Source organism: Neisseria mucosa (genome assembly GCF_003044445.1).
In the GTDB taxonomy this organism is placed as follows: domain Bacteria; phylum Pseudomonadota; class Gammaproteobacteria; order Burkholderiales; family Neisseriaceae; genus Neisseria; species Neisseria mucosa_A.
Map to the genome: position 1 here is coordinate 88,490 of NZ_POWX01000004.1, position 12,807 is coordinate 101,296.

The 12,807-nt window shown below is 50.6% G+C and carries 13 protein-coding genes; 6 read left to right on the plus strand and 7 right to left on the minus strand.

From position 1 onward, the window contains the following. Positions 1–22: 22 nt before the first annotated feature. Positions 23–1,918 carry a transferrin-binding protein-like solute binding protein gene (locus tag DBY90_RS03635; RefSeq protein ID WP_070492319.1) on the minus strand — a complete coding sequence of 632 codons (1,896 nt, stop codon included), beginning with the start codon at positions 1,916–1,918 and terminating at the stop codon, positions 23–25. A 212-nt stretch (positions 1,919–2,130) separates the two neighbouring features. Beyond that, a complete protein-coding gene (locus tag DBY90_RS03640; RefSeq protein WP_070492321.1) occupies positions 2,131–2,754 on the minus strand; it encodes a biliverdin-producing heme oxygenase in 624 nt (207 codons plus the stop codon). A 556-nt stretch (positions 2,755–3,310) separates the two neighbouring features. Between DBY90_RS03640 and DBY90_RS03650 the strand changes: the two genes are divergently transcribed. From DBY90_RS03650 to DBY90_RS03660, 3 genes are read left to right on the plus strand one after another with little or no spacing between them, the layout of a single operon-like run. Then, positions 3,311–3,847, plus strand: a complete 537-nt coding sequence (locus DBY90_RS03650) for a gamma carbonic anhydrase family protein (protein ID WP_019270852.1) — start codon at positions 3,311–3,313, stop codon at positions 3,845–3,847. A gap of 40 nt (positions 3,848–3,887) precedes the next feature. Further along, on the plus strand, positions 3,888–4,487 hold the full coding sequence (locus DBY90_RS03655; RefSeq protein WP_070492326.1) for a Maf family protein: 600 nt from the start codon (positions 3,888–3,890) through the stop codon (positions 4,485–4,487). Positions 4,488–4,512: 25 nt separating this feature from the next. Then, positions 4,513–5,127, plus strand: a complete 615-nt coding sequence (locus tag DBY90_RS03660; protein ID WP_107986550.1) for a hypothetical protein — start codon at positions 4,513–4,515, stop codon at positions 5,125–5,127. An 83-nt stretch (positions 5,128–5,210) separates the two neighbouring features. On the opposite strand, the gene DBY90_RS03665 is transcribed toward DBY90_RS03660, so the two are convergent. Continuing rightward, positions 5,211–6,476: a Glu/Leu/Phe/Val family dehydrogenase gene (locus DBY90_RS03665; RefSeq protein WP_070491257.1), complete on the minus strand. Its 1,266-nt coding sequence runs from the start codon at positions 6,474–6,476 to the stop codon at positions 5,211–5,213. A 394-nt stretch (positions 6,477–6,870) separates the two neighbouring features. Between DBY90_RS03665 and DBY90_RS03670 the strand changes: the two genes are divergently transcribed. Together DBY90_RS03670 and recX are read left to right on the plus strand one after the other, a co-directional pair. Continuing rightward, a complete protein-coding gene (locus tag DBY90_RS03670) occupies positions 6,871–7,581 on the plus strand; it encodes a phosphoglycolate phosphatase (protein ID WP_070491255.1) in 711 nt (236 codons plus the stop codon). A 199-nt stretch (positions 7,582–7,780) separates the two neighbouring features. After that, positions 7,781–8,230 carry a recombination regulator RecX gene (gene recX, locus DBY90_RS03675; protein ID WP_107986552.1) on the plus strand — a complete coding sequence of 150 codons (450 nt, stop codon included), beginning with the start codon at positions 7,781–7,783 and terminating at the stop codon, positions 8,228–8,230. A gap of 249 nt (positions 8,231–8,479) precedes the next feature. On the opposite strand, the gene DBY90_RS03680 is transcribed toward recX, so the two are convergent. From DBY90_RS03680 to DBY90_RS03690, 3 genes are all read right to left on the minus strand, one after another. Beyond that, on the minus strand, positions 8,480–8,974 hold the full coding sequence (locus DBY90_RS03680; protein WP_107986555.1) for a DUF302 domain-containing protein: 495 nt from the start codon (positions 8,972–8,974) through the stop codon (positions 8,480–8,482). A 55-nt stretch (positions 8,975–9,029) separates the two neighbouring features. Next, positions 9,030–9,395 (minus strand): rhodanese-like domain-containing protein, encoded by a 366-nt coding sequence (locus DBY90_RS03685; RefSeq protein ID WP_070491248.1) that lies wholly within the window; start codon positions 9,393–9,395, stop codon positions 9,030–9,032. A gap of 126 nt (positions 9,396–9,521) precedes the next feature. Beyond that, positions 9,522–9,857 (minus strand): carboxymuconolactone decarboxylase family protein, encoded by a 336-nt coding sequence (locus tag DBY90_RS03690; protein WP_003740764.1) that lies wholly within the window; start codon positions 9,855–9,857, stop codon positions 9,522–9,524. A gap of 158 nt (positions 9,858–10,015) precedes the next feature. Between DBY90_RS03690 and DBY90_RS03695 the strand changes: the two genes are divergently transcribed. Continuing rightward, entirely contained in the window at positions 10,016–10,960 is a 945-nt protein-coding gene (locus tag DBY90_RS03695) for a helix-turn-helix transcriptional regulator (protein ID WP_070491246.1), read from the plus strand. A 291-nt stretch (positions 10,961–11,251) separates the two neighbouring features. Here DBY90_RS03695 and DBY90_RS03700 read toward each other — a convergent pair whose 3' ends face one another. Beyond that, entirely contained in the window at positions 11,252–12,658 is a 1,407-nt protein-coding gene (locus tag DBY90_RS03700; protein ID WP_070491244.1) for a dihydrolipoyl dehydrogenase, read from the minus strand. Positions 12,659–12,807 lie beyond the last annotated feature (149 nt).

Below are 12,807 nucleotides of genomic sequence, written 5' to 3' on the forward strand. Positions count from 1 at the left end.
TGTTTTCAGCTTAAACAGACGGTTATTGTTTTTTACCGCCGAATACACCGAAAGCGTTGTTACTTGAAGAGCCATTATCACCTGGTGTTTCATTGTAACTGTATCGTCCCGCCATTTCGGCAGCTTTGTCGCCGTAGAATCCGCCTGAGATAGAACCTTGCACACCGGAATCCCATTTACCATTAAAGCTGCTGCCTGCAATATTTGCAGTAAAGGCTCGTTCATTCATGAACCATCTGTCACCACTATTGATTTTACCTGCGATAGTCTTGGTATCGAAGTTGACATCTGCGGTAAACGAACCGGTAGTACGGTAGCCTCCTGTATCACCCACCCAGTTCTCCTTATCATCCAAGTTGCGGGCACGGAAATTCAACACATCGCCGGCATATTTGGCAGTACCGGACGGCAGAGAAGCACTCATTTCACCCTGAACAAACAAGGAGTAGGCATTATCGGCAAGTTTTGCAGCACCGAAGACAACATTGCTCAAATTGCCTGAAGCAACAAACGACTTGTAGTCCGAACCCAATTCAGTTTGATGGAGCTTGTTGGTAACAGGTGCCAAAGCGATTGCCGTACCGTTGATAATGACTTTGGTCAAGTCCGCGATATTCGATAAGACGTATTGCTCGCCTGTTTCACCTTTTTTCAATTCGGCTGCGGCGGCATCAACTTTAGGTTTGGTTACGGGCGCATCAGGTTTGGCAACCGGCGCATCAGGCTGTCCGCCTGCTTGAGCTGCATCTTGGCGTTTTGCACCAAACACACCGCGCGCCACTACGTCTTCATCACGTTGGTTTTTACCTGCCGCACTATATGTACCGGCAAGTTGGTCTGCCTTCGCACCAAAGAATCCGCCTTGCATCGTACCTTGCTTGTTGGAGAAGGTGTTGCCGTGCAAATCGCCATTGAAAGACAGGTTTTCCGCCATATCGCGCGCATTGGATTTGACGACACCTGCAATCCTATTGCCACCGCTACCACCGCCAACCGTTTGATCGGAATAGCGGTTGATGCCGACATTGATGGTTTTCTGGTCGAAATTGACTTTTGCGGTAACATCGGTTGCTCTGGCGGCAGAATACAGGTTTGCCAATTTAGACTCGGCACTTGTATCAGGAAGCTCGTTTAACAAACTGGTATTGACCGGCAGTCCGTTTGCAAAATGCAAACCGATACCTTTATAAGTGGCTTCGCCTTTTAGAGCGGCAACAGTATCGCTTCCGGCAGGAGTACCTTGTACAAATAAAGCTTGTTTGAAATCACGCAGATTGGTTACATCGGCAACACCGCCGTAGCGAACATCAGACAGCAGGTCGCCGCTGTGTATCGCATATTGTGCTGCATCGGCTTTACCGCCGTTCGTACTTCTTTCGCCCAACGTGAACTCACCTGCTTTAACGTCTTTGGTATTAATGGCGACACCATCAAGTACGACGCTGTTTTTATCCGAGGCAGTCGGAGCTTCGGTTTTGGCATATTCCAAATCGCCGGTTTCACGTTTTTTCGCTACCAAGACACCGCCATCCAAAGCCTTGCCCATTACTTTGCCTTCGCCGCCAAAACCTTGACCTGAATTGGCCTCATTGGCTTTCTTAGCTTCCTCAGCTTTCTTAGCTTCCTCAGCTTTCTTGGCTTCCTCAGCTTTCTTGGCCTCTTCAGCTTTCTTAGCTTCTTCAGCTTTCTTAGCCTCTTCAGCTTTCTTAGCGTCTTCGGCTTTCTTGGCTTCTTCGGCTTTCTTAGCGTCTTCTGTTTGTTTTGAATCACCTCCTCCGCCCGAGCCGGAATTATTGCCCGGCTGTTGCGGGGTCGGTGCAGGCTGTGCAGACGGCGTGCCACCACCGCTTGAGCCGCATGCACTCAATGCGATGCTGCAGGCAATCGCCAACATACTTAATTTAAATGATTCCTTCATGGTCAAACTCCTGAATGTGATAATGGTATTTTGGAATGATGGTGATAAAATATTTGATAATTATTTACATCAAACCAATTAAAATATACCGCAAATGCGGATAACCAAACGGTACTAAACTTACATCAGCATGAAGGTCGTCTGAAAACAGAATTTATGAATCCGTGCATACAGATGTGTTTCAGACGACCTCTACTTATATCGTCAAACCATTAATGACGGTGCGGAACAAAGCCTTCCGGAGCTTCCGCGCCTTCAGGCAGACCGAAAGTTTCGCGCAGAACGACTTTGTAGAACGCAAACGCATCTTTTGCGCCTTGAATCGCTTCGGCTTCGGCTTCAGGGCTTAAACCCAAAGCATTCAGATGCTCGACAAAGGCACGCCAATGTTTGCCGCGGCCGTTCGGATGGGGAGCGAGGTGGCGCGCACCGTGTTCGCCGGTGTAATCCAGTTTTTGCGCGTGTTTAAACAAAAATGCCGCGCCCAAATTGGAACCTTCGGCGCAATACAGCCAACCGATGGCTTTGTTGCCGGTTTCGTGTGGCAGCGGTTTGCCGTATTCGTAAGGTTTGTCACCCAAATCAGCCAAGTCTTGCGTTACCGCTTCGTAACGCGCCATGTATTCCAGCTCGGGAATGGCTTTGTTCAACTCCAGATCTTTATAGATATGATCGACCGCTTTGTGGAACACGGATTGCAGTTTCAAAAATTTGATGTAGTTCTCTTTGCTGGTAAACGGCTCGACAGACATAACCAAGTTGTCCACGCTATCGTGAATAGTTGTAGTCTGCTCTTTCAGCCGTTTGGCAAAAGTCAGCTCTTGTGTTTCGCTCATGTGAATATCCTTCATAAAGTTTCAGACGACCTTCAGGCCGCCTTTATTTAAACAAGGTGGATTGGATAGGTTTGAAAACAGATATGGGATGGAAGCGGAGGTTTGCAGGATGGGAAACCCGTCAAATCCGTTTGAAAACAAACCATCGGGTTTCGTTATTTTATGAAATATTTTTTAAAAATATATATCATTCTAATTCAAATGGCAAGAGAATGATTTGCAGCTACTTGCAACTACAAGATAATAACGGACAATTTTTCACCTTCGGCAAACAAGAGATGCAGGCTTAACGGAAAATGGTTCTATAGTGGATTAAATTTAAATCAGGACAAGGCGACGAAGCCGCAGACAGTACAAATAGTACGGCAAGGCGAGGCAACGCCGTACTGGTTTAAAGTTAATCCACTATATAACCATAAAAATATTGTTTACAAAGACATGACGACATCTCGGCAGACGCCGTCCTTGCCTCACCTGCGTCAAAACGGCATACTTTCGCCATACCGAGCCGCAGGTCGTCTGAAACCTGCCACACTATCAAAAAGGAAGAAACAACATGAACCCTATCCGCCCCTTCTTAGACCATACTCCGCAAATTCACGAATCCTGCCTCATCGACGAAACCTCCGTCATCATCGGCGAAGTATCGCTTGCCGAAGACGTATCCGTTTGGCCGTATGCCGTGTTGCGCGGCGACGTGAACAGCATCAGCATCGGCGCGCGCAGTAATGTGCAGGACGGCAGCGTTTTACACGTTTCGCACAAAAACGCGGAAAAGCCTGAAGGCTCGCCCCTGATTATCGGCGAAGACGTAACCGTCGGACACAAAGTCATGCTGCACGGCTGCCGCATCGGCGATCGTGTGTTGATTGGGATGGGTACGATTATTCTGGACGATACCGTCATCGAAGACGACGTGATGATAGGCGCAGGTAGCTTGGTGCCACCACGCAAACGTTTGGAAAGCGGCTATCTTTATGTCGGCTCGCCCGTCAAACAAGTCCGCCCGCTGACCGAAAAAGAAAAAGAATTTTTGAAATATTCTTCCGCGCATTATGTGCGCCTGTCCGGCCAACACAAACAGTCAAAATAATTTTCAGACGACCTTATATCCCTTTAAAAAAGAAAGTTTTATGCACACACTCTACCTAGCCTCCGGCAGCCCGCGCCGCCGCGAAATTCTGGAAAACCTAGGATTCAAAGTTATCCGTCTCCCTGCCGACATCGACGAAACGCCGCATTCCGACGAAAAAGCCGCCGATTATGTGCAACGTATGGCGCAGGAAAAAAATGCCGCCGCTGTCGAGCAATGGTTTGCCACACACGACGCGTCGCCCGAATATCCGATTCTGACCGCCGACACTACGGTCGCCTATCAAAACCACATCCTCGGCAAACCGGAAACCGAAGCCCAAGCAGCCGAAATGCTCGCCCGGCTTTCAGGGCAGACGCATCAGGTGCTGACTGCCGTATGCGTATATTGGCAAGGGAAAACGCACGGCGTTTTGCAAACCAGCGATGTACGTTTCAAAACCTTGTCTGCCGAAGAAATATCCGCCTATATCCGAAGCGGCGAACCGATGGACAAAGCGGGCGCGTATGGCATTCAGGGTTTGGGCGGCGTGTTTGTCGAGCATTTGCAAGGCAGCTTCACCGGCGTGATGGGCCTGCCCGTTTACGAAACGGTCGGCTTGTTGGAACAATTCGGATTGAGTATTCCCCCATTTGCCTGATTTTAAATACCTTCAAACAAACATTATGAAAACATACGCCTTCCCCTTTTTATCCGCAGTATTCCTTCTTGCAGGCTGCGCTGCTTTTTCAGACGACGGCACACCTTCTATCCGCGAAGGCAACGACAGCATCCTCTCTTTCGGGAAGCTTGGCTCCGCTACGGAAGATGCGCCCGCAGGCGGCTGGGTCATGTTCGGCGATCAATACACCTATGTGTTAGACAAAGGGTCGTCTGAAAAGCTATCTCCCGTCTTTAAGGCCAAACTGAAACATCCCTACGAAATCAAGTTTGCCTCTTCTATGAAGAATATCAAAAAGGCAGGGTTTACCGTTTGGCAAGAGGATCGCAGATTCAGCACACTGCTTTGCCTGTCTTACCCCCATACTGATAAAGATGAAGAAAAAACGCTGCAAAAATTGGCGTTCACCTTCAGCAAAGGGGAAAAAACGCCATTCAAGTGCATCAACCTCGATGGCAAAATCTATCAGCCCGTCCCGGCTGCCGGTTCGGGTTTACCGCTGCACGTCAACCTCGACATTCACACCCGCTCTTCCAAGAAAAACCTGACAATCGACGTACCTCCCCTATCCGCAGACATACGACCCGCAATGCCGTCAGTCCGCCCGCTCCATTTTTAAGCACTATCCGCCACACAAACCAAAAGGTCGTCTGAAAAATTTTCAGACGACCTTTTTTCTCAAACCAATCCTTCAAAATTTAATTAGTACCAGCCGCGCAGCTTCATCGCTTTTTCAACACGACGGATACTCATCATGTACGACGCGGTACGCAGGTCCACGTCATACTCTTGTGCCAGATTCCAAATATCGCGGAACGCGCGGCGCAGGACGACGGTTTCTTTTTCCTGAACTTCGTCAAATTCCCAGTAATAGCCTTGCAGGTTTTGCACCCATTCGAAATAGGAAACGACCACGCCGCCGCAGTTCGCCAAAATATCGGGGACGACCAACACGCCGTTTTGACGCAGGATGGCATCGGCTTCAGGCGTAGTCGGGCCATTTGCGCCTTCGACCACGATTTTAGCGCGCACTTTGCCGGCGTTTTCCGAAGTCAGTTGGTTTTCCAGCGCACAAGGGGCGAGTACGTCCACATCCAGCGCCAAGAGTTCGGCGTTGCTGATTTCTTTGCCGTAGCCCGCTTCATTGGTAATAAAGCCTTTTTCTTGGAACTCTTTGAACAGGGCTTCCATATCCAAGCCGTTTTCATTGTAGATGGCGACATCGACGGTAGAAACGGCAACGATTTTCGCGCCGGATTGATGCGCGTAATAGCCTGTGTGATAGCCCACATTGCCGAAACCTTGAATGGCGTAGGTTGCGCCTTTCACGTCTTTGCCGAGTTTTTCCAAAGCTTGGACGGCGGCGAAGTTTACGCCGTAACCCGTTGCTTCGGTACGCGCCAAAGAGCCGCCGAATTCGACCGGTTTGCCGGTGAACACGCCGGGCGCGGATTTTTTAACGACGTTTTCGTAGGCATCGACCATCCACGACATGATTTTGCCGTTGGTGTTCACATCAGGTGCAGGAATATCGATTTTTTCGCCGATGAGCGGAGAAATGGCTTCAGAATAAGCGCGTGAAATGCGTTCCAACTCGGCTTCTGAGTAATCGCGCGGATCCAAGGTAATGCCGCCTTTTCCGCCGCCGTAAGGAATGCCCGCAACGCAGCATTTGATGGTCATCCAAATCGACAGGGCTTTGACTTCGTCCAGATTCACATGGGGATGGAAGCGCACGCCGCCTTTGTAAGGGCCGACGGCATTGTTGTGTTGCGAACGGTAGCCGGTGAAGGTTTTGACCGTGCCGTCGTCGAGTTTGACGGGGAAGGTAACTTCCAAAACGCGTTGCGGGTTTTTCAGGATTTCATAAACCGCGGGATCGGCATTGAGTCGGTCGCAGGCGGTTTTGACCTGTTTGCGGGCGATTTCGAAAGGATTAAGGGTTTCTTTTGCTGCGGATTGGGACATTGCTCTTCCTTCTCATGTCGGATTGAGGTTTAAAGACTTTGCAGCTGTAACTATAACCAATTTCCAAATGAAATGTAATAGCATGTAGTCGGTATTTTCAAAATTGATTAATTTATATATGGTTTTATTTTTCAGACGACTGAAGAGGACATTCAAACTGCTTCATCCATCCCTTTACAGAATGTTCCTATTTTCTGAACGCTCTCCAAAAACCTTTGTTTTTAAAAAAGGTCGTCTGAAAATTGAATCAGCCTGCCTTTCAAAGTCAAAGCTTCTGAAAATCAATGAAATGCCATTTCAAGCTCCAACTATATTGTTAACAATCCATCTGAAAACTACCTATCGGGAAACAATGTTAAAATACGCGTCCCTATCATTCACGAGCAAACACATCATGACCGCCGCCATCGAACACGTCCAAGCCGCAGCTTTTGATTTGGACGGCACATTATGCGATTCCGTCCCCGACCTTGCCGCCGCAGCCGAAGCCATGCGCGAATATCTCGGCATGGAGCCGCTTCCCGCTAAAACGGTAGAAAGCTACGTCGGCGACGGCATCGGCAAACTCGTCCACCGCGTCATCACCGACGACCGCGACCAAGAAGCTGCGCCCGATTTGTGGGAAAAAGGTTTCGTGTTCTACATGAAATACTACCGCGACCACTTAAGCGACTTCACCCGCCCCTACCCCGAAACCGCAGCCGGACTGGCATTGCTCAAATCGCTGGGTATCCCGCTGGTGGTCATCACCAACAAAAACGAAATCCTCGCCGCCGAACTCTTGAAACAGCTCGGACTCGCCGACTACTTCAGCCTGATTCTCGGCGGCGACAGCCTGCCCGAAAAGAAACCCAGCCCATTGCCGCTGCAACACGCCGCCGAAGTTTTGGGCATTGATCCCGCCAACATGATTATGGTCGGCGACTCCCGCAACGACATTATCGCCGCCAAAGCCGCCGGCTGCCTCAGCGTCGGCGTAACCTTCGGCTACGGCGACATGACTCTGCTCTCACAAGACAAAGCGACCAAGCCCGACTGGATTATCGGCTCGCTGCCCGAAATCTACGAAAACCTGCGACCGAAAAAAGCGGAAGACGACGAATAAATCGGCACCCTTGTTTTCAGACGACCTTTATTCCTACTTCAAAAGGTCGTCTGAAAATAAAGCAGTGGAAATAAAAAGACTCGTCATTCCCGAACAAAGAGAATGACAGAATGAAAGTTTCTTATCTCTCCTCTATCCGACCCCTAAAGTCAGATTCAAGTATCTGACCTACGAATCGACCTTTTCAGACGACCTCTGCATGAAACCCCAAAAATCCCTGCGCGCCCGCGCGATGGACATCCTTTCCCGACAAGAAATCAGCCGTGTCGGACTCAAGCGCAAGCTCGCCCCGTATGCCGAAAGCGAAGAAGAATTGGAAAACGTGTTGGACGAATTTGCCGAACGCAACTGGCAATCCGACCAACGCTACGCCGAAGCCTACATCCACAGCAAAAGCCGTCAACACGGCTCCCTGCGTCTGAAACAGGCATTGGCGCAGCAAGGCATAGACGAAACCGTCAGCCACGAATTCATGCCCGACAAAGCGCGCGAACTGCAAACCGCAGTCGCCGTGTTACGCAAAAAATTCAAACAGCCTGCCGCCGATTTGAAAGACAAACAAAAACAAGCGCGTTTCCTCGCCTACCGCGGATTCGACATGGACACTATTCACGCCGCACTCAAAAGCAGCTGGGACGAAGAAATATAGTGGATTAACAAAAATCAGGACAAGGCGACGAAGCCGCAGACAGTACAGATAGTACGGAACCGATTCACTTGGTGCTTCAGCACCTTAGAGAATCGTTCTCTTTGAGCTAAGGCGAGGCAACGCCGTACTGGTTTAAAGTTAATCCACTCTATATTCGACGCTTCTGAAGAATAGTAAGCCTATTAACAATAAAGGTCGTCTGAAACCTTTTGTCGGTTTCAGACGACCTTTCGATTATTTGGTTTATCCCTATTCCGCTACCGTTTTACGGATCAGTTTTTCCGCGTTGGCGAGTGTGTTTTCCACTTCGGCAAACTCGATTTTGCTGCCCGACACCAGCGCGCGCGTGTCGTTGAATACGACTTGGACTGCGCCGTCGGTTTCGGTAACGAGGACGCGCAATGGCAGTTGCAGGGCGAAAGCAGGGTCTTTTTGCATCAGCGGCGTGCCTGCTTTGGGCGTGCCGAAAACGATGACTTTCGCGGGCTGCATGTCCAAACCGCTTTGTCGCGCGGCGGCTTGGTGGTCGATGACGGCGAACACGGTCATGCCTTTTCCTTTGACGGCGGTTTCCAAACGGCGGACGGTATCGTCGAAGCTGTATTTGCTGACGGCGGTATGGGTTTGATTCATGGCTGAACTTTGTCGGGAATCGGGTTGTCGGGCGGCATCGCCGCTATGTGAAGCGCAGGCGGTCAGGGCGGCGAGAATGGCGGCTGCGGCGAAAGTGCGTATCGGTTTCATGTTTTTCCTTGGATAAAAGGTCGTCTGAAACTTTTTCAGACGACCTTGTTTGTTGTTATTTCAAACCTTTTTTCAGCAAGTCTTCGTAACCGCCGTGGTTGGTTACGTTGGTGTAGCCTGCTTTTTTCAACTCGGCAAGCGCGACTTCGGCACGGCGGCCGCTGCGGCAGTAGAGGTTGACGGGCGCGTTTTTGTCGGGGCTGACGCTTTTGATGCGTTCGACGATTTGTTCGTGCGGAATGTTGACCGAGCCTTGCAGGTGGCCGGATTTGAATTCTTCTTCAGAACGTACGTCAATCCATACGCCTTTTGCTTTGGCAGGTTGCGCGCTGGCGGCTTTGGCAGCGGGCGCGGCATAGGATACGGCGGCAGGAAGGACGAGTGCGGCGGCAGTCAGCGCAGCAGTCAGTAATTTTTTCATGGTTGTTTCTCCAAACGGTTGAACAAAGACATCAATCTAAACGGTTCGGCGGCAAAAAGCAATGCCCGTCAGCAGAAGGGTCGTCTGAAACGGGAGTTGTTTTCAGACGACCCTTTGAGACAAAAATCAACGCTGCGCGTCAACCGCTTCCAAAGCGCGCAGGGCATAAGTGTAGGCTGCGCCTGCGTTCAAGGAAATAGCGGTCGCCAGCGCGCCGGCGATTTCGCTTTCAGTCGCACCCGCTTTGGCGGCTGCGGCGGCATGTACGCTGATGCAGCTTTCGCAACGGGTAGTGATGGCAACGGCGATGGCAATCAGTTCGCGGGTTTTCGCATCCAATGCTTCGGCTGCGGCGGCTTGTTCCAGCGCGCCGTAGGCTTGCAGCATTTTCGGGTGGTTTTTACCCAGCTCGCCGAAAGATTTTTTAACGTGTGCGGTGTGTTCGGGCCAATTTTGAAACATTTTGATTTCCTTTCCAATGTGTTTGATATGTAGGATGCTGCTCTTTCATGGCGGATTTAAAATTTAATCCGCCATCTTTACATCCGATGAATGGCATTATTGCAATAATTTGACTATTATAATCGTCAAATCATCTCATTCACTTGCAAAAAACACTTATGGACACTTTGGACAAACTCATCGAACTGGCGCAAATCACCGGCAGCGTGGACATACAATGCCTGTTCCGCGACAAATGGTACGCACCGCACGGACGCAGGCGCGCACACGGCATCGCGCACCTTGTCGTCGCCGGAGAAAGCTACATCAAAATCGAAGGCGAACCCGAAGCACGTCTCTTGCAAACCGGCGACCTTATCTTTTTCCCGCGCGGCGCGGAACACATCATCAGCAGCGAAGCGGACTGCAACAACTGCGGCGATACACCGCATATCGACAACAGCGGCGCATTCACGGTCGCTTCGTCCCGTAGCGGCGGCGAAAAAAGCCTCGATTTGTTTTGCGCCCGCTTCGAATACGACGAACACGCCGACATCATGCACGACCTGCCCGAAACCGTCCTTATCAAGATGGACCATCCCTCGCTGCAATGCCTCATTTCCATGTTGCAATACGAAAGCGCGCACACGCTTTCCGGCTCGCGCGCCATCGTCAACGCCCTTTCCTCCGTCCTCCTCGTCCTCATCGTCCGCGCCCATCTCGAACAAGGCGGAGAAGCGCCTTTGGGCGGCATACTCAACGGCCTGCGCGACAAACGCCTGCGCCAGCTTATCCAAACCGTCGTCAGCCGCCCCGAAGACGAATGGAACATCGAAAAAATGACCGCGCTTGCCAATCTCTCCCGCGCCCAACTCATGCGCCTGTTCAAACAGCAAACCGGCATCAGCCCCCACGCCTTCGTCAACCTCATCCGCCTGCGCCAAGCCGCCGTATTGCTGCGGCAAACCGCCGATTCTGTCTTATCCGTCGCGCTGAACGTCGGCTTCCAATCCGAAACCCACTTCGGCAAAGCGTTTAAAAAACAATACGGGATTTCGCCAGGACAGTATCGGAAAAATGCGGGAATCGGCGAAACCGATATTGAACCACCCGACAATATTTGAATCGAGAGATAAAAGGTCGTCTGAAAACTTTGAATCAGGTTTTCAGACGACCTTTCACTTTGGTAGAGAGGACAGCTGTAGGTCAGATTCTTGAATCTGACATCTCCATCTGCCACAACACCTAAAGGAAGCAGAAGCATTAAATATTCGTCGAATACAAGTATCCGACTACACATTACCCAGCAACTGATTTTATTCCGCAACGTAAAGACAAAAAAGGTCATCTGAAAACCTTAAATCATCAGGTTTTCAGACGACCTTTCATTCCTGCTGATTAACTAAGTCAAACCATCAAGCCTCTTTCAACTTCGCATCGGCATCGCGCAACGCGGTGCGCAGACCTTCCTCGATAACAGGGTGGTAGAACGGCATATCCAGCATTTGCGGAACGGTCATCTTCATTTGATGCGCCCATGCCAACAGGTGCGCCAAATGTTCGGCGGCCGGGCCTAAGATTTCTGCACCGATGAAGCGGCCGGTGGCTTTTTCGGCATACAGGCGCATATGGCCTTTGTTTACCAGCATCACGCGGCTGCGGCCTTGGTTTTTGAACGATACTTCGCCTATGACAAATTCGTCGTGTTGGTATTGTTCGGCAACCTGCGCGTATTTCAAACCGACAAAGCCGATTTGCGGACTGGTGAACACTACGCCGATGGTGCTGCGGCGCAAACCGCCGACGATATTCGGGTAGCGGCCCGCGTTGTCGCCGGCAATCTTGCCTTGATCCGCAGCTTCGTGCAGCAGAGGCAATTGATTGGACGCATCTCCCGCGATGAAGATATGCGGAATGCTGGTTTGCATGGTCAGCGGATCGGCAACGGGTACGCCGCGCGCGTCTTTTTCGATATTGATGTTTTCCAAACCGATATTGTCAACGTTCGGACGGCGGCCTACGGCTGCCAGCATATATTCGGCAACAAAGATGCCTTTTTCGCCGTCCTGCTCCCAATGGACTTCTACATTGCCGTCCGCATCGAGTTTGACCTCGGTTTTAGCATCCAAATGCAGTTTCAATTCTTCGCCGAACACGGCTTTTGCCTCGTCTGAAACGACAGGGTCGGAAATGCCGCCGATGATGCCGCCCAAGCCGAAAATTTCAACTTTCACGCCCAAACGGTGCAATGCCTGACCCAGTTCCAAACCGATAACGCCCGGTCCGAACACGGCAACGCTCTTAGGCAGCGTATCCCATGAAAAAACGTCGTCGTTGATAATCAAACGGTCGCCCAAAGACTGCCACTGCGGCAGGATGACAGGACGCGAACCGGTGGCAATTACGAAACTTTTTGCCGTGATTTGGGTATGGTCGTCGATTTGGACGGTATGCTCGTCGATAAATTTAGCCGAACCCATAATGCGCTTGTCGGCAGGCCACTCTTCCACATCGGCAACGACAAAGCCGACAAAACGGTCGCGCTCGGATTTGACACGGTACATCACTTCTTCGCCATTAACGACGATGCTGTCTTTGTCCAAATGCACGCCGAACGGATCGGTATGCAATGCGTGATGACGCGCTTCTGCGGCGGCAATCAAGAGCTTGGAAGGCATACAGCCCACGCGCGCGCAGGTCGTGCCGAACACGTTGTTTTCAATCAGGTAAACATTATCCGAATGTAAACGGGCATTGCGAAACGCGCCCATGCCGGCAGTACCGCCGCCAATTACGACGACATCTGCTTGAATTTTTTTCATAATCTTTGTCCTTTTTTTGTTGAGCGTCCGAAGCGGTATCAGCGTGAAGCGTATCAAGTTTTCAGACGACCTCTCTAAAAAACTATCGATAATATAAAATCAATAGCCATTTTAAAAATCTCGATTTAAAACAATAATCTCAAATTCTA

What these genes read in the sequence shown, in the direction of transcription:
- DBY90_RS03635 (WP_070492319.1), bottom strand. Translation starts at nt 1,918, where the DNA reads ATGAAGGAATCATTTAAATTAAGTATGTTGGCGATTGCCTGCAGCATC.
- DBY90_RS03640 (WP_070492321.1), bottom strand. Translation starts at nt 2,754, where the DNA reads ATGAGCGAAACACAAGAGCTGACTTTTGCCAAACGGCTGAAAGAGCAG.
- DBY90_RS03650 (WP_019270852.1), top strand. Translation starts at nt 3,311, where the DNA reads ATGAACCCTATCCGCCCCTTCTTAGACCATACTCCGCAAATTCACGAA.
- DBY90_RS03655 (WP_070492326.1), top strand. Translation starts at nt 3,888, where the DNA reads ATGCACACACTCTACCTAGCCTCCGGCAGCCCGCGCCGCCGCGAAATT.
- DBY90_RS03660 (WP_107986550.1), top strand. Translation starts at nt 4,513, where the DNA reads ATGAAAACATACGCCTTCCCCTTTTTATCCGCAGTATTCCTTCTTGCA.
- DBY90_RS03665 (WP_070491257.1), bottom strand. Translation starts at nt 6,476, where the DNA reads ATGTCCCAATCCGCAGCAAAAGAAACCCTTAATCCTTTCGAAATCGCC.
- DBY90_RS03670 (WP_070491255.1), top strand. Translation starts at nt 6,871, where the DNA reads ATGACCGCCGCCATCGAACACGTCCAAGCCGCAGCTTTTGATTTGGAC.
- recX (WP_107986552.1), top strand. Translation starts at nt 7,781, where the DNA reads ATGAAACCCCAAAAATCCCTGCGCGCCCGCGCGATGGACATCCTTTCC.
- DBY90_RS03680 (WP_107986555.1), bottom strand. Translation starts at nt 8,974, where the DNA reads ATGAAACCGATACGCACTTTCGCCGCAGCCGCCATTCTCGCCGCCCTG.
- DBY90_RS03685 (WP_070491248.1), bottom strand. Translation starts at nt 9,395, where the DNA reads ATGAAAAAATTACTGACTGCTGCGCTGACTGCCGCCGCACTCGTCCTT.
- DBY90_RS03690 (WP_003740764.1), bottom strand. Translation starts at nt 9,857, where the DNA reads ATGTTTCAAAATTGGCCCGAACACACCGCACACGTTAAAAAATCTTTC.
- DBY90_RS03695 (WP_070491246.1), top strand. Translation starts at nt 10,016, where the DNA reads ATGGACACTTTGGACAAACTCATCGAACTGGCGCAAATCACCGGCAGC.
- DBY90_RS03700 (WP_070491244.1), bottom strand. Translation starts at nt 12,658, where the DNA reads ATGAAAAAAATTCAAGCAGATGTCGTCGTAATTGGCGGCGGTACTGCC.